Origin of the sequence: Taibaiella helva (assembly GCF_003545695.1) — a bacterium.
GTDB lineage: Bacteria > Bacteroidota > Bacteroidia > Chitinophagales > Chitinophagaceae > Taibaiella > Taibaiella helva.
In genome coordinates this window covers 278,879-299,734 of the sequence record NZ_QUZZ01000007.1, presented here as the reverse complement: position 1 = coordinate 299,734, position 20,856 = coordinate 278,879, and the positions used below count along the sequence as shown (strand labels likewise).

Annotated in this window: 18 protein-coding genes and 1 tRNA gene; 7 read left to right on the top strand and 12 right to left on the bottom strand. The window is 51.5% G+C overall.

Features of this window, described 5'->3' with window-relative positions; genetic code table 11:
- Positions 1–17 precede the first annotated feature (17 nt).
- Positions 18–491, bottom strand: a complete 474-nt coding sequence (locus DZC79_RS13285; RefSeq protein WP_118952076.1) for a DinB family protein — start codon at positions 489–491, stop codon at positions 18–20.
- A 108-nt stretch (positions 492–599) separates the two neighbouring features.
- On the opposite strand from DZC79_RS13285, the gene uvrC reads away from it, so the two are divergent.
- Positions 600–2,411: an excinuclease ABC subunit UvrC gene (gene uvrC / locus DZC79_RS13280; RefSeq protein WP_118952075.1), complete on the top strand. Its 1,812-nt coding sequence runs from the start codon at positions 600–602 to the stop codon at positions 2,409–2,411.
- A 220-nt stretch (positions 2,412–2,631) separates the two neighbouring features.
- Here uvrC and DZC79_RS13275 read toward each other — a convergent pair whose 3' ends face one another.
- Complete coding sequence (locus tag DZC79_RS13275; protein WP_118952074.1) at positions 2,632–2,829, bottom strand: class I lanthipeptide; 198 nt, start codon at positions 2,827–2,829, stop codon at positions 2,632–2,634.
- A 174-nt stretch (positions 2,830–3,003) separates the two neighbouring features.
- On the opposite strand from DZC79_RS13275, the gene DZC79_RS13265 reads away from it, so the two are divergent.
- Positions 3,004–3,213: a hypothetical protein gene (locus DZC79_RS13265; RefSeq protein ID WP_118952072.1), complete on the top strand. Its 210-nt coding sequence runs from the start codon at positions 3,004–3,006 to the stop codon at positions 3,211–3,213.
- 105 nt (positions 3,214–3,318) lie between these two features.
- On the opposite strand, the gene DZC79_RS13260 is transcribed toward DZC79_RS13265, so the two are convergent.
- Positions 3,319–5,484, bottom strand: coding sequence for an OstA-like protein (locus DZC79_RS13260; protein WP_118952071.1), 2,166 nt, complete (start codon positions 5,482–5,484; stop codon positions 3,319–3,321).
- A gap of 489 nt (positions 5,485–5,973) precedes the next feature.
- Positions 5,974–7,128: a cystathionine gamma-synthase gene (locus DZC79_RS13255; protein ID WP_118952070.1), complete on the bottom strand. Its 1,155-nt coding sequence runs from the start codon at positions 7,126–7,128 to the stop codon at positions 5,974–5,976.
- Positions 7,129–7,350: 222 nt separating this feature from the next.
- Between DZC79_RS13255 and DZC79_RS13250 the strand changes: the two genes are divergently transcribed.
- Positions 7,351–8,316 (top strand): bifunctional helix-turn-helix transcriptional regulator/GNAT family N-acetyltransferase, encoded by a 966-nt coding sequence (locus DZC79_RS13250; RefSeq protein ID WP_118952069.1) that lies wholly within the window; start codon positions 7,351–7,353, stop codon positions 8,314–8,316.
- A 14-nt stretch (positions 8,317–8,330) separates the two neighbouring features.
- Here DZC79_RS13250 and DZC79_RS13245 read toward each other — a convergent pair whose 3' ends face one another.
- The 5 genes from DZC79_RS13245 to DZC79_RS13230 form a co-directional block, all read right to left on the bottom strand.
- On the bottom strand, positions 8,331–8,783 hold the full coding sequence (locus DZC79_RS13245; protein WP_118952068.1) for a GNAT family N-acetyltransferase: 453 nt from the start codon (positions 8,781–8,783) through the stop codon (positions 8,331–8,333).
- Positions 8,784–9,090: 307 nt separating this feature from the next.
- Positions 9,091–9,564, bottom strand: a complete 474-nt coding sequence (locus tag DZC79_RS13240; protein WP_198666883.1) for a DUF2306 domain-containing protein — start codon at positions 9,562–9,564, stop codon at positions 9,091–9,093.
- Entirely contained in the window at positions 9,561–9,689 is a 129-nt protein-coding gene (locus tag DZC79_RS21735) for a hypothetical protein (protein WP_262607306.1), read from the bottom strand. Before DZC79_RS21735 ends, DZC79_RS13240 begins: the two co-directional genes overlap by 4 nt.
- Before the next feature lie 154 nt (positions 9,690–9,843).
- On the bottom strand, positions 9,844–10,968 hold the full coding sequence (locus tag DZC79_RS13235; RefSeq protein ID WP_198666882.1) for a helix-turn-helix domain-containing protein: 1,125 nt from the start codon (positions 10,966–10,968) through the stop codon (positions 9,844–9,846).
- A 232-nt stretch (positions 10,969–11,200) separates the two neighbouring features.
- Positions 11,201–11,704 carry a transposase gene (locus DZC79_RS13230; protein ID WP_118952107.1) on the bottom strand — a complete coding sequence of 168 codons (504 nt, stop codon included), beginning with the start codon at positions 11,702–11,704 and terminating at the stop codon, positions 11,201–11,203.
- A 164-nt stretch (positions 11,705–11,868) separates the two neighbouring features.
- Here DZC79_RS13230 and DZC79_RS13225 point away from each other — a divergent pair, with 164 nt between their 5' ends.
- Both DZC79_RS13225 and DZC79_RS13220 read left to right on the top strand, forming a co-directional pair.
- A complete protein-coding gene (locus DZC79_RS13225; RefSeq protein WP_118952066.1) occupies positions 11,869–12,570 on the top strand; it encodes a MarR family winged helix-turn-helix transcriptional regulator in 702 nt (233 codons plus the stop codon).
- A gap of 74 nt (positions 12,571–12,644) precedes the next feature.
- Positions 12,645–13,004, top strand: coding sequence for a SnoaL-like domain-containing protein (locus DZC79_RS13220; RefSeq protein ID WP_118952065.1), 360 nt, complete (start codon positions 12,645–12,647; stop codon positions 13,002–13,004).
- A gap of 579 nt (positions 13,005–13,583) precedes the next feature.
- Here the strand turns inward: DZC79_RS13220 and DZC79_RS13215 are convergent.
- A tRNA-Arg gene (locus tag DZC79_RS13215) sits at positions 13,584–13,657 on the bottom strand.
- 86 nt (positions 13,658–13,743) lie between these two features.
- Entirely contained in the window at positions 13,744–15,861 is a 2,118-nt protein-coding gene (locus tag DZC79_RS13210) for a gliding motility-associated C-terminal domain-containing protein (protein ID WP_157977129.1), read from the bottom strand.
- Between the two features lie 155 nt (positions 15,862–16,016).
- Between DZC79_RS13210 and DZC79_RS13205 the strand changes: the two genes are divergently transcribed.
- Together DZC79_RS13205 and DZC79_RS13200 are read left to right on the top strand one after the other, a co-directional pair.
- On the top strand, positions 16,017–18,020 hold the full coding sequence (locus DZC79_RS13205; protein ID WP_118952063.1) for a tetratricopeptide repeat-containing sensor histidine kinase: 2,004 nt from the start codon (positions 16,017–16,019) through the stop codon (positions 18,018–18,020).
- Between the two features lie 5 nt (positions 18,021–18,025).
- A complete protein-coding gene (locus tag DZC79_RS13200; RefSeq protein WP_118952062.1) occupies positions 18,026–18,670 on the top strand; it encodes a response regulator in 645 nt (214 codons plus the stop codon).
- Between the two features lie 104 nt (positions 18,671–18,774).
- Here the strand turns inward: DZC79_RS13200 and DZC79_RS13195 are convergent, their stop codons facing one another.
- Complete coding sequence (locus tag DZC79_RS13195; protein ID WP_118952061.1) at positions 18,775–20,610, bottom strand: T9SS type A sorting domain-containing protein; 1,836 nt, start codon at positions 20,608–20,610, stop codon at positions 18,775–18,777.
- Between the last annotated feature and the right edge of the window lie 246 nt (positions 20,611–20,856).

The window sequence follows — 20,856 nt, the reverse complement described above, 5'->3', positions numbered from 1 at the left end:
ATTTTTCCTTAAGCAGATCAGCTATTCCGGAGCAGCTTTTTCAGCAGCACGATCTGCCCCAGGTGGTAGTGCGCATGTTCGATCACACCGTGCAGCTGCCGGTAATAAGAAGAGGAAGCCTTCTCCTTTAAAATGGGGCGCTCCAGCACTTCATCGGGCACTTTCCGTATCGCATCGGCCAGCCGCTGCGCTGAGAGCAGGTTGTCCGACTTCTGCTTTTCCCAGCCGGCCTGCCCTTCCAGGACCGGCACATCAAAGCCATTGGGGTCGCCGATGTAGGGATCGACGCCCTGCAGCCGGGCAAGGATAACGTTATTATAGAACGTAATATGATGCAGCAAAGCGGCGATAGTATTAGGCGAGGCAGCGGTGATCTGCGTGGCTTCAGCCAGGGTGACATCTTCCAGCGCACTGCGGATCCAGACATCGGTCCAGTTTTCTCCATAATGGACGTCCAGCAAATGCTGGGCTATAGCTTCGGTGATCTTCATTGGTCATATCGATTTAAGGCTTAAAATTAGGGAGACAGAGGGCTAATGCTTCAACACCTGCCCGCCAAATTTGTTTGGCTTATCTTTGTTAGCTGTACTACCAGAGGCATGACGAGAGAAAAATTTCAACAGGACATCGCGCCTACCCTGCCCCATGCACCGGGCATTTACCGTTATTACGGCGCCGATAAAAAGATTCTGTATGTGGGCAAAGCGAAAGACCTGCGCAAGCGGGTTACCTCTTATTTCGTAAAAACACACGACAACCGCAAAACCACCAGGCTGGTTTCCCTGATCGACACGATCGAATGGACCATTACCAACAACGAGCATGACGCCTTCCTGCTGGAGAACTCGCTGATCAAGCACTTCCGGCCCATGTACAACATCGACCTGAAGGACGACAAAAGCTATCCCTATGTGGTGATCCGCAAAGAGCATTTTCCCAGGGTATATCTTACACGCCGCCTCATCCGCGACGGCTCCGAATATATCGGCCCCTTTACCAGCGTCTTCATTGTGAAGGAACTGCTGAGCATGATCAAGGAAACCATACCACTGCGTACCTGCGGCCTCAACCTGACGCCCAATAATATCGAACGCGGCAAGTTCAAGGTATGCCTGGAATATCACCTGGGCAATTGCGGCGGCCCCTGCGAGGGCTACCAGAGCGAAGAAAGCTACAAAGCCAACATCGATTACATACGCCAGCTGGTAAAAGGCAACCTGGGCCCTATCCTCAATGCGTTGAAAGAAGAGCTAAACGGCCATGTGGCCCGCCTCGACTTTGAAAAAGCGCAGCTGGTGAAGCTGAAGATACAGGCCCTGCAACGCTACCAGAGCAAATCGACCGTAGTGAGCAGCCACCTTATCAATACCGATGTGGCCAGCATTATCGCCCAGGAAGACGATGCCTATGTGAACTATATGGTAGTGACCGAAGGCAAGATCATCCACAGCAAGAGCATCTATATAGAGAAAAAGCTGGACGAAAGCTCCGAAGAAATGCTGGCCTTTGCCCTGGCCTTCCTCCGGCCTAAATTTCAGTCGACGTCCAAAGAGATTGTGCTGCCCTTCCCCGTGGAGCTGGAAGAGGAAAACCTGCAGACAACGGTGCCCCTGGCCGGCGACCGGAAAAAGCTGCTGGACCTGAGCTTTAAGAATGCAGAATACTTTAAGCAGGAACAAAAGCAAAAGGCCCGGCTGATGCTCAAAGACCGTACCGAAGAAGACCGGCGCGAAGTATTGGAACAGCTGCAGGACGACCTTCAGCTGACGGAACTGCCCGCACATATCGAGTGCTTCGACAACTCCAACTTCCAGGGCAGCTTCCCGGTAGCCGCTATGGTTTGCTTTAAGGATGGCGTGCCTTCAAAGAAAGACTACCGTCACTTCCATATCAAAACGGTGGAAGGCATCAATGACTTTGCTTCTATGGCCGAGATCGTCAAGCGCCGTTACAAGCGCCTGCTGGAAGAAGAACAACCTTTTCCCCAGCTGGTGATCATCGATGGTGGTAAAGGGCAGCTGGGCGCGGCGATGCAGAGCATCGAAGAGCTGGGGCTTACCGGCCGGATGACCGTAGTGGGCCTGGCCAAGCGGGAAGAAAGCATTTTTTATCCCGGGGACAAAGACCCGCTGCAATTACCCTACAACGGGCAAAGCCTGCTGCTCATCCGCCGTATCCGCGACGAAGTACACCGCTTCGGCATTACCTTTCACCGCGATACACGCAGTAAGGGCACCATTAAAAATGAGCTGGAAGATATACCCGGCATCGGTAGCAAGACGGCCCAGACCTTATTGCAAACCTATCGCTCCGTGGCCCGTGTAAAAGAAATGACCCTGCGCGAGCTCACCATGACCATCGGCGCCTCGAAAGCCCGGGTGGTTTATGAATACTTTCACCCGGAGGAGTAGAGGCTGGATATCAGAAAGCTGGATATTAGATATTAGAGACCGGGATGTAAGTGACTATAAGTATCAGGTATCAGATATCTGGTACCATACCCAATACCCAATACCCAATACCCAATACCCAATACCCAATACCCAATACCCAATACCCAATACCCAATACCCAATACCCAATACCCAATACCCAATACCCAATACCCAATACCCAATACTTAATACCTGATCAGGCGCAGTTTTCAGACAGGAAGCAATAGTCGCCGTAAGACCAGCAAGTCATGCCGCAACCGGTGAGCTTATTGGTATCGGCAGCATTAAGGTCAGCTACCTGGCGCAGTCCGCCATTGATCTTTGAAGCATCGGTAAGATTTCCGATCACTTTTTTGTTGAGCGACAACTTGCCGCCTTTGATCTTCTTTTTCATCCTTGATACATTTTGTGAACCCCGAAGATAGCCGCTGTGCGCCTCCGCAGGAAGCAGAAGGCATATTTGCGGCACCTCATTTCATTTTCGCCTGTAATACAAACTTTATACCGTGGCATTTCCGGAGGGCAATTGCTTTTCCTTTTTTATTTTTGCCACGCAAAACAGTAAACCATGAGTAAGCTCAGCGCCTTCTTCGAGAACCGGGAATTCTTCTTTACCGTAAACAACCAATCTGATCAAACCTTGTCCGTTACCATGTACGGAGGAGAATATACGCTGAAGAAGACAGCGAAGGGATGGGAGAATTCGGATAAGAACAAGAATAAGATGTCTGAAGGTCTTATCCGCGGTGTGATTGCTGCACTGCAAAAAGAGGCATGAACAGGACAGTATCGTTATCTACCTCAGTTATAGACACACCACGGTCATCCTGAAGTCTGCGCAGCAACCGGAGGATCCCGGATGCTTTTTAAAAAGCAGGCAGCTTTATTCTGGCTCCTTCTTTGGCGGCTTCGCAGCCTCTCCGGTTGGCTCAGGTTTATCGGAAGGCACCTCAGGTACGGTCTCATCTTCAGCAGGCAACGCTTTTTCTGAACCCGGGTACAGCAGCTTCGGCTCATGTGGCAAGGTCGTTCCTTCCAGGAATTCTTCAAATGTCTTGGGCCGCTGCTTTTCTTCCCAGCTAAACCGGCTCAGCCGCAGGGCCGAGGGTATCACATCTTTCATCGGTGTGGTCTTTTGCTCTACATCCACACGATAGTAAATGCGCCGTATCGATTCGTTCTCAAAGTGCACTTCAATTTTATCGCTCTTGGCTTCACTGCTGCCGACATAGGCGCTGTCGTCATCCTTGATAAAATAGATGCTGGAAGCATTGGGTACCGCGATCAGCGAATCCATCTTGTTATCCCTCAGGTAAGCATGAATGGTATTGCCCTGTATCTGGTCAAACATCTCCGCTTTCTCCGGGCCGTTACGCGAAATCATGATCGCATTGCGGGGTACGATCACCTCGCGCAGCCTGCTGCTATCCATCTGCAGGTAAATGATATCGCCCTTCAGCTGGCTGTTCTGCGGCCACAGGTAAGGATTAGTGTACATGCGCAGCAGCGAATCTACCTGCGAATAGCGGATGCTGTCGCACTTACCCTGTAGCGAGTCGGAATAGATGAGCACATGATGATAGCCCAGGAAATAGCGTGGTGCGGAGGTATCGACCGGCTCCGGCGTATTGTGGTAGCTGAGGCTGGCCGAATCGAGCCGGCGACGGCGTTCCTCACCCGGTGATAAGGTATCGGCCGTTGCCGACAGCTGTCCCGTTTCTGCATCTTTCCTCCGGTACACCATGGCATCCATTTTATGTTTCAGGCTATCGACCGCCGGAGGCGTCTTCCCGGCGCTGTCTGCAGCAGCAAGGACCGTCGCGGTATCCCTGGCGACCGGTGCCTGGTGCATTGCTGTATCTTTCAAGACTTCGTCAAGATCGCCGGAAGGTACGAAGCTGCCCGCGCCGGTGGTATCGGCAGCCAGGCTATCCGTTTCCTGGCCCAAGCTATCGCTCATAAGCAAAGTCGAGTCGGCGCCCACCGCCGACCTTATCTCGTCGGCGGTACGCTGCAGGCTATCCTGCGCCGTCATCTTTTTACCAAAGCGGGGATCAGGCGCGCTGAAGAAAGTATCCGCTTTAATAAACAGCGCTTTTTTGCCGTTCATTTTTTTCATGAGCGGCTTCACGTAAGCCAGCAGGGTACGGTGGATCTCGTTGTACTGCGCATAGCCGCAATACAGCGTCGACTTCATACCGGTATCTATGGCGATCACATTGCCGATGGCAAAACCGAAGCCGGAATTACGGTCATAGTCCAACGTATCGGCCTCTATATACTGCGATTCGTTGAGGATAGAAGAGCGGTCGACAAAATGAGAAGTGCGGTTGCGGGTGTCGTACACCCCTTTGCTGGTCTGCAGTGTAGACTTATCGTTGGTCACCACCGAGGGACCGAAGAAGCGGGCGACCCTGGTCTCCGTATTGTAGCCCAGGTCGGTCGATACCGCCTGGTATTCCGGATCGTTGACCACCACATCGCCGCGGAAGCGGGCATCCTTGCTGCGCATATTGTACTCGCCCGTATTGCTTTCCAGGTTGGTGCTTTCCGTTTGCAGGTAGCCCCTGCGCTTGTAACGGCCAATCTTGGTCATCATGTTGTAATCGATCTCCCGCGACCATAAAGTATTGGTCTTCCCATCGTACAGCTGCACCTCGCGGTTGGGCTGATCGGCGCGCATGTACACCACTTTGGTAGCGCCGTTGTAGCGCATATAATCGGCCGATGCTTCGGTGCCGTCTGCCTGCCGTATGACCACGTCGCCGAATGCTTCGACATTATTACGCTTGGTATAGAAATAAGCGCTGTCGCAATAAAGTGTATCCGAGCCATGCAGCAGCTTTACGTTGCCCTTAAGCTTATGCACCGAAACGGAATCGCTCTGGATAAACTCGCCGTACTCATTTTCCAGGATGCGGATCAATGTGGTCTTGCTGGTGTCGCGCACCTGCTGCGCAGCAGCTGTTTCGGGCAGGCCAAAAGCCGCCAGGGTGATCAGGATATAGAGAATAAGGCTGTAGCCTTTGCAAATATAGATTGAGGGCATATGATCGCTGAACCGCCTACCTGTTTATAATGTTGTTACCGGCCTTCTCCGCCTTTCCGGGAATAAAGAAACGGGATTCGCGCCTGTTTATGATGTACCGCAACATTTCTTACAAAAGGATTAAGTTTTTATTCTATTTAACAGGGGTATTAATTTGTTGCTGATTAAATCCCAAGGAAGGGGATATGGCATTATTATTGAGCTTTTTATAAGGTGCGGCAAAGATAACACTTATGAAAACAAATACCTTTACGACCGGCAACTTTGGCATTTACGAAACAGGCAGGTGCTGGGCAGCCGCTCCCTGAGAAGCCGGCGACGGCGGACTTTAGCCCGTTATTAGCGCCGACAAAACCGCTGCCGCCGGAAGAGCCGCAGCGTGGCGTTTATGCTTTACTAAAACAAATCCTTGTATACCAAAGCAGTCAAGCCCTGGGGCTTGACTGCTTTGGTTTTATGCTTATTGCGGTAATGCAGCGGCAATGCTATTTATCCGATAGCCTGTTTCAGGTCTTCGATCAGGTCGTCCGCATCTTCGATGCCCACGCTCAGGCGGATCAGTGAATCGGGCAGGCCGTTCTTGATGCGTTCTTCACGGGGAATGGAGCCGTGCGTCATTGAAGCCGGGTGACCGATCAGCGACTCTACCCCGCCCAACGATTCGGCCAGGGCAAAGAGCTTCGTGCTCTTCAGCACTTTAACGGCAGCATCCATGCTGTCTTCTTTCAGCACAAAGGAGATCATGCCGCCGAAGCCCCGCATCTGCTTCTTCGCGATCGCATGGTTGGGGTGATCTTCAAAACCCACCCACAGCACTTTAGCCACTTTCGGATGCTCCTTCAGGAAGCGGGCAACCTTCTCACCGTTTTCACAGTGGCGGTCCATGCGCACATGCAGGGTCTTGATCCCGCGCAGCACCAGCCAGCAATCATGCGGGCCAGGCACGGCGCCGCAGCTGTTCTGGATAAAGCGCAGCTTCTCTTCCGTTTCATCGTCGTTCACGATGATGCAGCCATGCACCACATCGCTATGTCCGCCCAGGTACTTGGTAGCCGAGTGGATCACGATATCGGCGCCCCAGTCCAGCGGGTTCTGCAGGTAAGGCGAAGCGAAAGTATTGTCCACAACCGTTTTCGCGCCGTGCTTTCTGGCGATAGCGCTCACGGCTTCGATATCGATCACATTGAGCAGCGGGTTGGTGGGCGTTTCCACCCAGATCATTTTCGTATTGGCATTTACATAGGCCTCCACACCGGCAGCCTCGTTCATGGGAATAAAGTGGAACTTGATCCCGTAATTGGCATATACTTTGGTAAAAATGCGATAGGTACCGCCATAGAGATCATTGGACACCACCACCTCGTCGCCGGGGCTCAGCAGGCGCATAATGGCGTCGGTAGCCGCCATACCGCTGCCAAAGCAAAGACCGTGCTTACCATGCTCAATGGCCGCAAGCGCTTTCTGCAGCGCGGTCCGTGTCGGGTTTTGCGTACGGGCATATTCATAGCCCTTATGGTCGCCGGGTGCGGCCTGTACATAAGTGGATGTCTGATAGATCGGCGTCATAATGGCGCCGGTAGACGGATCCGGCTCTACGCCGGCATGGATCAGGAGCGTACCCCTTTTATATTGCTGATCAGCCATAAATCATTGGATTAAAACAGCGCAAAGGTAAGGGATCGGTTCGCTTCACAGTACATTTTTTTGCGTTCAGGCCGATGGGCCATTTGTAAAAAAGACGTGACTAACACCAGCGCTGAAACAGATGATCAGAAAAATTTTCCATTGCTTTTTGATGTCACCGTTAATTAACAAGAGCATATTTTGTATTTTTGCATAACCAGTTATTTAATTAATTATATAGTTATGGACTTTTTTGAAAAAACGGGTAAGGTAGCGCTGGGTAGCAGGTTGCGCTTATTAACATCCAAAGTAACCGAGGATGCAGCGAAGATCTATGAGCTGTACGGTGTCGCCTTTTCTCCAAAATGGTTCCCGGTATTCTTTGTGCTTTCAGAAGAAGGCGGGCAAACCATTACGGAAATAGCAGAGCAGATCGGGCATTCCCAGCCTTCGGTCACCAGGATCACCAAGGAGATGATAAAAGCCGGCCTGGTCAAAGACAACCTCAAGTCGACAGATAAGCGCAGGAATGTGGTGGGCCTGACTGCCAAAGGAAAGCTCCTGGCTGAGCGTATAAAAGTGCAATGTGCCGATATAGACCTCGCTATCGACAGCATTATGGCCGAGGCCACGCACAACCTTTGGGAAGCCATTGCGGAATGGGAGCTTCTGCTTGATCAGAAATCCTTGCTGAAAAGAGTACAGGAGCAGAAAAAAATACGGGAAAGCAAAGAAGTCCGGATCGTGGCCTACCAGCCCCGGTACCGCGAAGCGTTCAGGTCGCTTAACGAAGAATGGATCTCTTCTTATTTTGAGATGGAAGAAGCCGATTACAAAGCGCTGAATCATCCAAGGGAATACATCCTGGATAAAGGCGGGAAGATTTTCGTTGCGCTGTACCGGGAGGAGCCCGTAGGCGTTTGCGCGCTGATCAGGATGAACGATCCTGATTATGATTTTGAGCTGGCTAAAATGGCCGTCTCGCCCAAAGCACAGGGTAAAAATATCGGCTGGCTGCTTGGCAGCAGGGTTGTTGAGGCAGCAAAAGAAATGGGCGCGTCAAAAATATACCTGGAAAGCAACACCCGGCTGAAACCGGCCATCAGCCTGTATTACAAGCTCGGCTTCCAGAAAATATCCGGCCGCCCTACCCCTTATAAACGCGCCAACATTCAAATGGAGCTGGACCTGGAAAGCATCACGAAGTGATTCCGGGAAATGGATCAAACCAGTCTTTTTTCAAAGCAGACGCTGGTCGCTACATCTTCATAGGGCCCGTAATTGGGTATGGCCCGGTAATGGTTCCGGGTATAAAGCCGGATCGCATCGGTAAGGGCGCCTGCCGTTTCGAGGATACAGCGGCCATAGCCCAGCTCCAGCGACCAGCGCTCGAGCTCCTCCAGGACGCCGGCTGCAATTCCCTGCCCTCTTTTTCCCGGCCGCACAAACATCCGCTTTACCTCCATCGTTTCCTCATCATAGGCTTTGATCGCCCCGCAACCTATGGCCCGGCCACCCTCGCAGGCAACGACAACCTGTTTCAGCGGTTCGATATGATTGAGCCGGCTGAAAAAATCATTACCGGTCCCGTTAATGACGGCCAGGAAAGCGTCCAGCTCATGGACCAGCTCCCGGAAACCGGCATGCTCCGCATTTACCCTCAAATAAGTGATCATGATCTTTTAATGGTTATTGACTTCAGAAAATATTCTGCACCCGCCTAAAGGCAAGCTCCTGTTGTCGTCTATTGTATGCCGGTCGCCTTCTTCCCTGCTCCTAATTTCTTATAAAACCCATTCCCATGAGCAGCATCTGCAAAATAATAATACTTATCTTATCCTTTTAGGCTCCGTCTAATTACCAGGACAAAATACAAAAAGAGTTTTATTTCCCGGCAACAGCTACACGGCTACCAACAATCTGCCGCAGCGGGTATCGGGCATGACCCTTTCCGGGGCAGGCCCCCTGAATCTCCGGCCGGAGCTATTCCTTCCGCGTCAGCAAATGCGCTATCGCCAGGTTGGGCAGCCAGCACCACCACGCGACAATAACATAAGCTGTCTGAAAATTACCGGTCAGCGCAACCAGTGCGGGCATCCATAACCTGAGGGTAACAGCGGCGAAACAGGAAGCATAGCTATAGATCATCATGTTGCGATGCTGTATTATATGTCCCTTCCTGATGCTGATGTAAGCCATTAAAGTGGTATAAAACCAGACAATGTCCAGGCTCATAAATCCTAAAGCAGCTGCAGGCCCCCCGCTCGCATAAAAGGCGATGAAAAATCCGGCAAGCGCGCTAAGCAGAACAGCTATGACATATACCTTGCCTACGGTACGATGGAATGCGGTATACCGGTTCCTGATCTTCGGGCTGAACTGGATCCAGCCGGTCAGCAAAGCGAGCCCGCCGAGGGCGATGTGTATGTAAAAGCTCGTTTGCCAGAAGGGATTCAAAAAAGTTCGGCGGGCTTGAGCTTCAATATGCCCACCCTCTTTTCACCCATAAAGAACAGGCTGGGATAAAGCCCTATCATTACCGACAGTATCGCCAGCAGGACCCATAACATTTTTCTTGCCATCGTTTTTTGAATGCAAAGGAACCTGCTACAGGCCTTAAAAACATTCCAAACGGCCCGATGAACCCTTTTTGAAAGGTTCAAAGGGTAGGATGGGCCTTATTGTCTGCCTGGAAGCGCCGGCCCCCACATAAGTACAGACAGAGATACGGTCTATCTAAAGTGACTCCTGGCCGTGCGGACGTATCTTTTCCTGCTGACAGAATTCCCGGGGAGACAAGCCGGTTGCTTTCCTGAAATTCCGGTTGAAGGTCGTCTTGGAATTGAACCCTGCTTCAAAAGCCAGGGAAAGAAGCGTGAATTTATTGTTTTCGGGCAGAACAGCGATCCGCTTAAATTCTGTAATACGGAGGTCGTTGATATAATCGTAAAAATTACGCTGCTCCACGGAATTAATTACCTGGGACAAGATATTGCTGCTCACATCCAGGCGGGCAGCCAGCTCATCCAGGTTCAGTTCCGGATCTTTAAAGCATTTTTCCGTTTGCATCAGCAGCACGAGGTTTCCATGGATCTTCGACATCAGCTCATCGCCTATGAGCGTCTTCCTGTATTTGTTTTTTTCGCCCTCCGGGGCCGGGTTGCCGGCGATGGAAGTATGTGCTGCCTCCGGGCTTTCCTGCAGCTCCGCATCAATAGCGGTTACAGAGCGATCCGTCACCCGGTTGCTGAAGATGCCGGTTTGCCTGATACCGAAGTAGCCGATAAACAAAACAAACAGATCGACCAGGATAAACGTCGTGATATCGCCTCCGAACATCACTGACAACCAGATCGCGGCCATGCCCAATGTAAGGTAAACCAACCAGCTCAGGCTGATCTTCTCCGAATAGGAAAATTGCTTTGCAATATTGTTGCGGTGCTGCTTCAATAAGACCAGCGACCAGCCCACATAAAGCAAGCCTGAAGGTACTATAGGCAAACGGATCATCGCTGTAAGCTTTTCATAACCCAGCCCCTGATGCTCGTAAACATAGACCTTTTGCGCAAGCGGCAATCCGTAGAACCCCGCCAGCAAGAGGTAGGCTACCGCTGCAGGAATAAAATGAAGGAATACCGGTAGCCTTCGGCTCTTCTGTCCGGTCAATACGGCCACATATAAGAATAAAAAGGGACCGTGCAGCAGCGGCATGGGAATTTCAAGGCCCAGGAAATAAGGGAACGCTGCATAGGCTCCGGAAATCAGCAGGTAATAGGCCGATAAGTGACAGGCGATCAGCACCAGCCATATGGCCAATATAAGATCGGCCTTCGATTTCCCTTTTTTTGTAAAAAGCAGCAAAGCAAGAAATACGGAGATGATTATCCCTGCGAGGTGAAGCATCAATTCTGATAAGGTTGGGTTTAGCTAAGGAGACGCCTGTTGTTTTAATGAAAGTACAGAATAATCCGGATAAGCGGGGAAAAGGCCGAAGTTATTGCCTCGGGTATCTTGTAACCCATGTCAAACGGGATAACCCGCTCGGGGAGCGGGTTATCCTCTGCCTGTCGGCCGGAGCGGGAAGACCGGGTATTTATTTCCGTAATTGGAACAGCTTCAATGCTAAAGGAATAAGCCCCAGTGAAACTGCTATAAAAATGCCTACCCGTACGTAATTCAGCGTTTGCCAGAGCGTTGTTCTCCGGACCAGCTCGTCTGACAGGGAAGGTGTTCCGGCAATTTTCTGAAAATGGATAATGTTAGGGGCAAAATAGGCCAGGGTCCAGACCCTTACGGCGAAGTGTATGACAAACAGGATCAGCAGGCTATTCCGGGCAAAGTCAATTTTCCAGCAAAAAATAATGGCCAGGATAAAAGTGATCTCGTGCAGGGAATGGAAAACGATCCAGAAGTTTTTCAGACTGGCGCCGTGCCCGTCCAGCAGGAGATTGAAATTAGATGGAGGGGCGTTTGTCCACCTGGGAACAAATACCAGGGTTTCAAATACCTGCGCCCCGTTCATGAGGAAATACATAAGCGTGGTGATCAATACCGATAATTCGGCTCTTGTGAGGTAACTCGCTGTCAGGTTATTCATTTTATCCATTTTTAAGTTAAATCCCGACCGATAATTAAATATCGTTTCCGTCTTTTTGTGTTATATAAAACATCAATTTCGATGTAAAAGTAAGTAAAAAAGGGAAAACAGAAACATTCTACTCCAATTTATCCTATATTTATATCGGATTCGGCATAAAAATCATGAGTGAACTTGTAAAATTAATCTCAGCCTGGGAAGCCTATGCACAAAAACATACAGCGCCTTCCGCGACAGAATTCTGCATGCATTTCCTGGCCAGGGAAAGCAACGGCGAACTATTCAGCGGACTTACGCCGCCCGACCTGGATACTGTATTTGCCAAGCTGATCGGGCGGCTTGCCAGCATGCAAACGGCTTATTCCAGGATGGCTTTGCTGGATATACCCGGCTTTGAGCTGGAATGGTTCTACTTTTTAAACGCCATCTACCATTTAAAAGAGGCCAGAAAAACACAGATCATCCAATATAATTTCTCAGAACAAACCACGGGCATTGATGTTATTAACCGGTTGAAGGAGCTGGGATATGTAACGGAACGGGTGGATCCGGGGGATAAGCGGGCTAAGCTGGTACGGATCACAAAGGCGGGCGAAAAATTCCTGTTCAGGCTCTACCAGCTTTTGCATAAGCCCACGCTGCTGCTGTATGAGGGCATAGAGCATAAAGACAAACAGGTCGTCATTAATATCCTTAAGGATACAGAGCAAAAACACCAGGCCTTGCTGGCCGGTTCCAGGAACAAAACGATCGACGAGCTGCTGACAGAAGTGCTCGGCCCCGATAAAGCAGCCCGGCTGGCATCGGAACAGGAAGAAAGGATCGCCCGGTTCTCAGCTGCCAGGCGCGCTAAGGCTAACCGTTAGGATGGGAGCCTGAAAAAGGAAAGCACATAAAGCTATACGTTAATAATTTGATTGTTCATAAAAAAACGAGAACCATGACTGTAGCACAAATTGCCGACCGGCTCGCCGACTATTGCCGCAAAGATGAATTCAGCCAGGCGCAGGCAGAGCTGTATGCTGATGATGCCGTTAGTATCGAGCCTTTCGAAACGCCCGGCTTTGATAAGGAGACCAGGGGCCTAAAGGCATTAAAGGAAAAGGACAAGAAGTTCAGCGCTATGGTGGAATCCAGGCACGGCACTACCGTCTCTGCCCCCCTGGTCGCCGGCAATGCCTTCTCTTTTGTCCTCACGATGGATATTAAAATGAAAGGCAGGGAGCGCGAAAAAATGGAAGAACTTTGCGTGTACACCGTGAAGGACGGTAAAATTATTGCCGAGCAATTCTTCATGTAGCGTCCCGGCCGGTTTTCCGGCACATAGCGTTGCCGGCTAAAGAACATTCTTAATCATCTTTATCATAAAGCCTTCCACATGATGGAAGGCTTTATGATAAGACCGCTATCGGGGTTCCGAACAAATCTATATCCCCTCTTTACAATCATTTTTGTTCTACTACACCTTTCTTTTAGCTTTAGTTAGAAACATGGGAAGGGCGCCTCGCGGGAACGATTCACTGCTTGGTTATCGTCTTTTTCGAATCAAAATAAGATTAAATGTAGATTCAGAGCCAAAAACAATAAATGTGTCAAATTTAAGCTATTGTTTGTTCAAACTGATATAAGACTTGAATTCTTATCCAAAGTTCTTTGCGTTAGCAATTCAAAAAGCTATCGCTATCCTACAATTTGAATTTTATTCCATTGTTGTGTAATGAGTAAGAACTTTTCTTTTAAATCGGGAAGTGCGAACGTTGCGACTAAATTAGATTCGAACCTCAATAGAGTCATAACGAGCGACTTGTCAAATTGCTAAAAGTACTAAAAACAACAAAACCCGCTCTGGTGGCGGGTTTTAAAGGAGTATACAACGCTGTGATCCGGATTGGATTCGAACCAATGACCCTCAGCTTAGAAGGCTGATGCTCTATCCAGCTGAGCTACCGGACCCTACTGAACGGCCGCAAAGGTAACAAAAAAAACAATGCAGCCAATTTTCGGGGCAATTTTCGACTACAGCCGCCCTATTCCCGGAGCTACCGTAGCAGCGTCAGCTCACCTTTCTTCAGAAAGCGATCCCTGTGCTGATCCGCTCCATATTGAAGGGTAAAAAAGTAAACGCCGGCATCAGCCATTTGTCCGTTGTACGTACCGTCCCATCCTTTGCCGGCATCATGGCTGTAGAATATACGCTGACCCCAGCGGTTATAGATGCTGAGCTCGTATTTAACGACATAGGTACCACAAACGACGAGGGGTAAGTAAACATCGTTGCGTCCGTCGCCATTGGGAGAAAAGGCATTAGGTACAAAGGCCTTGCAGTCGCAATTATTGACCGCAACCCGGATACTATCGCTGCCGGTGCAGCCGTCCACTGTCGCCGCCAGCCAGTAGGTACCTTCCGATGAAGCGGAAAGGCCAGCTTCCGTGCTGCCATCCTGCCACAGGTACGCATCTGCGGCAAAGGGTGATCGCAACAGGAGCGGCTGATCGGCACAGATAGCCGTATCCGCGCCCAGGCTAAAGACAGGGACCGGTTTCTCTTCTATCTCGACCGTATCGGCAGCATAGCATCCTTCAAATTGCATCCTTACGGCGTAGCTTCCCGGGCCGGGCGCAGAAAAGACCGGTCCTGTGCTGCCGTCCTGCCAGGTGTATTGCGTTCCTACAATATTGGCAGCCGCGGCATCCAGCGTAAAAGGAAAAGCATCGGGACATAGTGCTGTATCAGTCAGGTCTGCGTCCAGCACGATCAGGCCGACATGAAAAGTATCGGTGATCCGCCGGCAATGGTTTTCATAAGTAACCCAATAGGTGCCGGGCGCAGTAACGGACATCATGGTATCGTATGAGCGCTCGCCTTGCCAGTAATAGCGAAAGAAGCCTCCCGGCGCCTGCAGCTGCACCTGCGCTCCCGGGCAGATGAGGGTATCGTGCCGGAAGGATTGCGTGTCCTGTATCGGGTACACGACCGGGTTGGGAAAAGAGGCGGTTATCGTTGTATTTGCCGGTAGTGAAAGCGGACCCGCATTGTAGCCGCAGGCTGTCCCGGCCGCATCCGGCGCATCGATGCGGTCGATCGTATTCACCGGCATAAACGACCAGCCCAGGCTCACATACACTTTACCATCGGGCCCCGTCGCCACATCGCTGCCAAAGGAACCGAAGCCCACTGCGGTTTTTGAAGCTCTTATTGCCGCGATCGTAGGCAGGCTGAGATCGAATTGCCATACACCACCGCTGTTGGATATCATCAAGGGGAGAAAAGGCGTCGTGCTGTACAGCTTGGAGCCGTCAGGAGAAAAGCCGGCGCCGAGTACATTGAGAAAGAACCCACCGGTAGAATCCAGCGTCACCGCGTTACTGACGACGCCGGTAGCCGGATCAAAATCATAGCATTCCAGCGCAGAGTAATCCTGCGTTACACCGTTCCAGGAACCGATCGTAAAGGTAGTGCTGGCCAGCTTTCGCCGGTCAGGAGCGATCTTTAGCACCCCGGCCAGGTAAGCGCTGGAGCCGGTATAGGCTCCCGACTGGGAAATCACCGGGTTGGCGCCGATGCCATTCACATCAATTTCATGAACCACGAAGCGGTTATTGTTATTGGTCGGAAGACCGGCAATATGATTGATGAGCCAGATATTGCAATGGTCGCCGGCCACCGTTGTCATGCCGCTGCCCAAACCTCCGCGGGCGTTACCATCCCATAGCAGCTGGTTCTTTTGCCCGGTAACGATCCCGCCCAGACCACCGTTCAGCGTCCTGTCCACTACAGAATAATACAGCGACCCGGCAGTATCGGTGCAGGTCAGGTGGAAGATATAATACCGGTTGGTGTCATTGACAAAGGGGACAACCACCACATTCTGAAAGTTGGAAGCGGTAATCAGGCCGGTACCGTTCAGCATCGGCGCATGGGTCCTGTCCCATACGGTATCGCCATTGGTATAGAAGAGAAGCATGCCGTTGTGGTCGGATACAGAAGCGCAGCCCGCATCGGTTTGCATACCCGTACCGATCAGTGCCGGGGCGCCGCCGTTGAAATCGAGGCCGGCGCCGTGGCCGAATGCCCAAACATTGTTCTCCTTCTGCGCCTGCACCCATCCAGGCATGAGCAGCAACATTAAAATGATAAAGTAGTATTGGTTCTTCATATGCATTAGAGGATTAGCAATCCGGATCACCCGGGACAGGATAAAAATACTTGCAGCAGCTTCCCGAAATCTCCGTACATACCCCTAAGTGCCGCCGCTAGCATAACTCCGTATTACTACGTATCTTAACCGTTTTTCAAAACCTTATATTCGTCATGTTTTCAGGTATGCGGGATATGCGATGGTTGTTCATCATCATCTGGGCGGGCTTGTCGGGGCTACCGGCAGGCGCCCAGGTGTCCTTTTTGTCCGGGGAGGCAGGCAGCCTCAAGGTAAGCGGGGAAGACAGCGCCTATATTATCGGTGAGCTCGAACGCTCGCAGAAATTTGAGTATACGCGAATGGATTCCGCCAGGGCTATTGTGGACAGCATGATGCTGCTCAGCAGGGCGAAAGGTTTCGGATACGGGATTGGTAATGCCTTTATCGCACACGCGATCTATGCTATGACCAGGGGCGCCTACCGGGAAAGCGATTCCCTTTTCAGAGCGGGCTATCCCTATTGCTACAGGAGCGCAGAGCCCGGCCGCAGCAACCGGCTGCTGGCCTTATGGTACGAGCAAAGAGGTATTCTTGCTTCATACCAGGGCGATTATGACAAGGCAATCGATTGCAGCTGCAGAGCACTGTACCTGCTTCAGCAGCAACCGGCCGATAGTGGCTTGTTTTCTTTAAAGATCAGTATTTATAATTCTATAGGCTCCGTGCTGCAATACCTGGGGCAGCAGGACAAAGGCATATATTATCTGAAGAAAGGAGAAGCCCTGGCTATAGCGCATAAGGATACCAACAACCTCGCACAGCTGTATGTCAACTTCGGCAATGCCTATTCGGGGCTGGGGCAACTGGAGCAGGCCGAAGCCGCTTTCCGCAAAGGAATATTGCTCAGTTCCGCCCGCAACAACGTTTTCGTGGAACAGGTCGCTCACTTGAGCATGGCAGAGATCGGCCGGAAAAAAGGAAAGTATGATGAAGCCATTGCCAGCCTCGACAAGGCTCTGAGCTTATCCGGCAACACCAATCCTTATATGTCGCGGATATTCCCTTATCTCCTGCTGGGTGATATTTACCTGGAAAAGAATAAGCCCGCGCTGGCGGTACAGTATGGCAGCGAGGCCCTGGCAATAGCAGAGCGGATAGGCGCGGCGCAATATATCGGCAATGCGAACGGCCTCCTGGCCAGGGCTTTCGGGGCACAGGGCAAATGGGAGCAGGCCTATGCGCACCGGGAAATCGAACGCAGCATCAACGACAGCATCACCAGCGCAACCAAGATACAGAACATCAACCAACTGGAAGTGCGTTCCAGGGTAGCCGAAAAAGACAAGCAGCTGGCTGAGCAATCGCTCTCCCTTAACCGCCAGCAGGCATCACTCAGGGAAAAGAACTTCTGGATTGCGGGCATTGCCTGCTGCACGCTGCTGCTGGCAGCACTGTTATTCAGCATACGGAAAGGCTACCGGCACCGGCGTAAAGCGCAGCAGGGACAGATGGAGCTGGTACGGCTTAAGGCCCTGGTAGAAGGCGAAGAGCAGGAGCGCGGCCGCATTGCACAGGAGCTGCACGATGGCGTTGCCAGCCAGCTGCTGGCCGTAAAGCTCAACCTGAGCACGGCGCTCAGCCGTCCCACACCGCAGCCGGAAGATATTAAGCGGAGCCTTCGTTACCTCGAGGAAGCCATGCAGGACCTGCGTCAGACCGCGCACAACCTGATGCCGGTAATGGCAGGTAACAACGACCTGCCCGGGATGATCGGCGACTTCTGCAATAAGGTAAGCCATGGTACCGACGCCGATATCGAATTCAGGGCGTATGGCATGGATGCGCCGGTAACGATAGACTATGCCCTGCCCTTGTTCCGCATCGTACAGGAGCTGGTCCAGAACGCCCTGAAACATGCCGCAGCGCGGTATATCCTGGTACAGCTGAACTATGCGCCCGATCTGCTCTGCGTTTCCGTCGAAGACGATGGCCGCGGCTTCGACGTACAGCAAAGCGGTGCAGGCCTTGCGGGCCTCCGGGAAAGGATCGGCCGGCTCAAAGGCACCTTCTCGGTAGAAAGCGGGCCGGGAGGCACCAGCTGTTACCTGGAATTCACCGGAGACATGAACGCTGGTATAACAAATAACATCAATCCGGGAACGGATACAAAAGGATAAACCATATGCCTATTAAAGTAGCGATCGCCGACGATCATCACCTGGTAAGAGAAGGATTACGCAATGTACTGGCCGCAGGCGAGCAGATACAGCTATGCGGCGCTTATGCCAATGGCCACGATCTTCTTGAAGGACTTGCATCAGGTACGCCCGATGTGCTGTTGCTGGACCTGCAGCTCCCCGACTATACCGGCAAAGCTTTGGCCCTGGAAGTGATGAAACGCCACCCGGCGGTGAAGATCATTATCCTTTCGGCGCGGGAAGAGAGCTATCATATCGAGGAGATGATGCAGATCGGCTGTGCCGGCTACCTGCTTAAAAGCAACACCGATCATAACCTCCTGCTACAGGCCGTAACCAGCGTTTTTTACGGCGAGCTGTTCCTCGAAGAAACGCTGAAGAAGCAATTGCTGACCGGCATTCTGCGTAAAAAGAAAAAATCAGAGAAAACAGCTTCTTTGCTTACCCATAAAGAAAAGGAAATCATGGGGCTCATTATGAACGGGCTTTCGAGCCAGGACATTGCCCTGCAGCTGGGCATCAGCATCCGCACCGTGGAAACACATCGCTTCAGCCTGCTTCAGAAGCTGGAAGTGAAGAACACCGCCGAGCTGGTAAGGGTCGTTGTAGAGCAGCACCTCTTAAGATAAATACAGCGACTGATACACAAAGACCGGAAGTAAACGAGCATTGAAAAACCTGGCTGCTCCTTTCCGGAGCAGCCAGGTTTTCTGTTTCCACACAGCCTTATGATTTACTTCGCGACCTTGTACCGGTACACCTGTCCCTGTGTTGTATATTCAACAGTATACATACCTGCAGGCCAGGCTGCTCCGGATTTCAGCGCGATCTCGTTGTATCCTTTCTGCAAAGTTACTGCCTGACGTACCAGTTGGCGGCCGTCGATGCTGTAGATCGCTACAGAAGCCTCGGCCGCTGCTGCCGACCGTACGCGGAGATTCAATACCTCATTAAAAGGCACAGGATAGAGCACAACACCTTCTTCATGCTGCAGGCTTACCTGGCGCACCACGCTGTATTCGCTGCGGCCATCGCGGTCTACCTGCTTCAGGCGGTAATACAGCGCGCTTACCGGTTGCTCCATCGCTCCGGCATCGCGCAGCTCATAATGATGCAGCTCTTTGGTGTCGCCGCTGCCTTTTACATGGCCCACGGTCTGGAATTGCTTGCCATCAGCACTACGCTCGATCTCGAAATGATCGTTATTGATCTCCATAGCGGTAACCCAGGACAACAGCACATCACTACCTGCAGGACTGGCGGTAAAAGAAGATAAGGTAACCGGCAAAGGAGCCTGTACCAGCGTGTACACCGTATCTACATTGTTCGTTGTATCCTGGTCCTGTATCGAAGCCGAGCTGATGCGCACCGTATTGCGTATCGATTGTCCTACAGTCAGCCCATTGATTACGCCCCTGAGGTGCAGGGTTACTTCCGAGTTGGCCGCAATGCTTGCTGTACCGCTCAATACACCGTTGCTGATGTTAAGATTGTTTACCGTATTGGCAGGGTTGCCATAATTTTCGATGCTGATGCCGGTATCCACGCTCAGCGCATATCCTGCGGGCAGAAGGTCCCTTACCTGGATATCATTCAAAGCTACAGTAGAGCCATTGCTTACTGTAATATCATAGCTCAGGTTGTTACGGCCGCCGTTCAGGTCGATGTATTCCGGCCCCTGTTTGTCGACAGAGATATTGCCGGGAGTAGTAATGATCAGGTTCCTGATCTCGTGAAAATTGTGCTGAGCGCCGGTTGAGGAGGCCAGGCCGAGCTTCAGCATCGCCGGTGGAAGGCTGGTCATGGTTACCGGCCCGAATAAAGTAGTAAACGGATCAGAAGCATGCTTTTTCCATTTGACGGTTACCCTGTAGGTACCATTATAAGGCTCCAGGCTGATCTGTACCCTGCGGTAAAACTGGCTCGCCGTGGGCCTTGTAGCCGTTGTGGTATTATAATCGATACCCCCATTGTCGCCATTGCCGGAATCATCGGAGATCACCTGGTTGCCCGAGAGGTAAGCGTAGTCCGGCGCAGGGCCTCTCAATGCCACTGCATTTTTAGTGAATCCCGGTCCGCCTACCCTGCCTTCCGTAGGATTGGAATAGTTGCCGAACTCGTCGAGCCCGAGCCCCAGGTAGCCACCGCTGAGGCCAGCCGCCTCGGTACGCTTGGAATAGCCCAGTGAACCGCCGTAGCCACCGGCATGAAACGACTCTGACTGTGCAGCGTCGAAAAGGAAAAGCGAGATACCATCGGCGCCATTGCCCGCACCGGGCCGGCTCCAGGTAACATACTCGAAATCGACGAGCACGCCCATCGCCGAAGGAAAAGCCTGCTGGATCACAGCATAGCCCGCCTGGTAGTTGCTGTCGCCTGTAAGCCGCAGCCAGCCCTGGCCCTGCGGATCGCCGGCGCCGGAAGTAAGGTAGGCATTGCCACCGAGCGTGATCCCGCTGCTGATGGTACTGTTACGGAATGTTTCGTTAATGCTGAATTGTGCCTGGGCAGTTTGAACCAGGGAGAAGCAGAGAGCAGCCCCGGTAATGATGTAGGATAGAAGTTTCATGTTTTAAACTGTTTCTTGAGTTTCGCAGTTCAAAACAAGTGCCATAAAATCCTGCTAATCACCCCAGGCTGATAATTTATACAATCGATCTATAATTCATAAATAAAGCAGGTGAATTATCGTAAAAAGAGATGTTAGATGTTAGACATTAGAAATTTGGGCGAAAGAAGGACATGTAAGCTATTGTAAGTATTGGGTATTGGGTATTGGGTATTGGGTATTGGGTATTGGGAACTGCAAACTGGT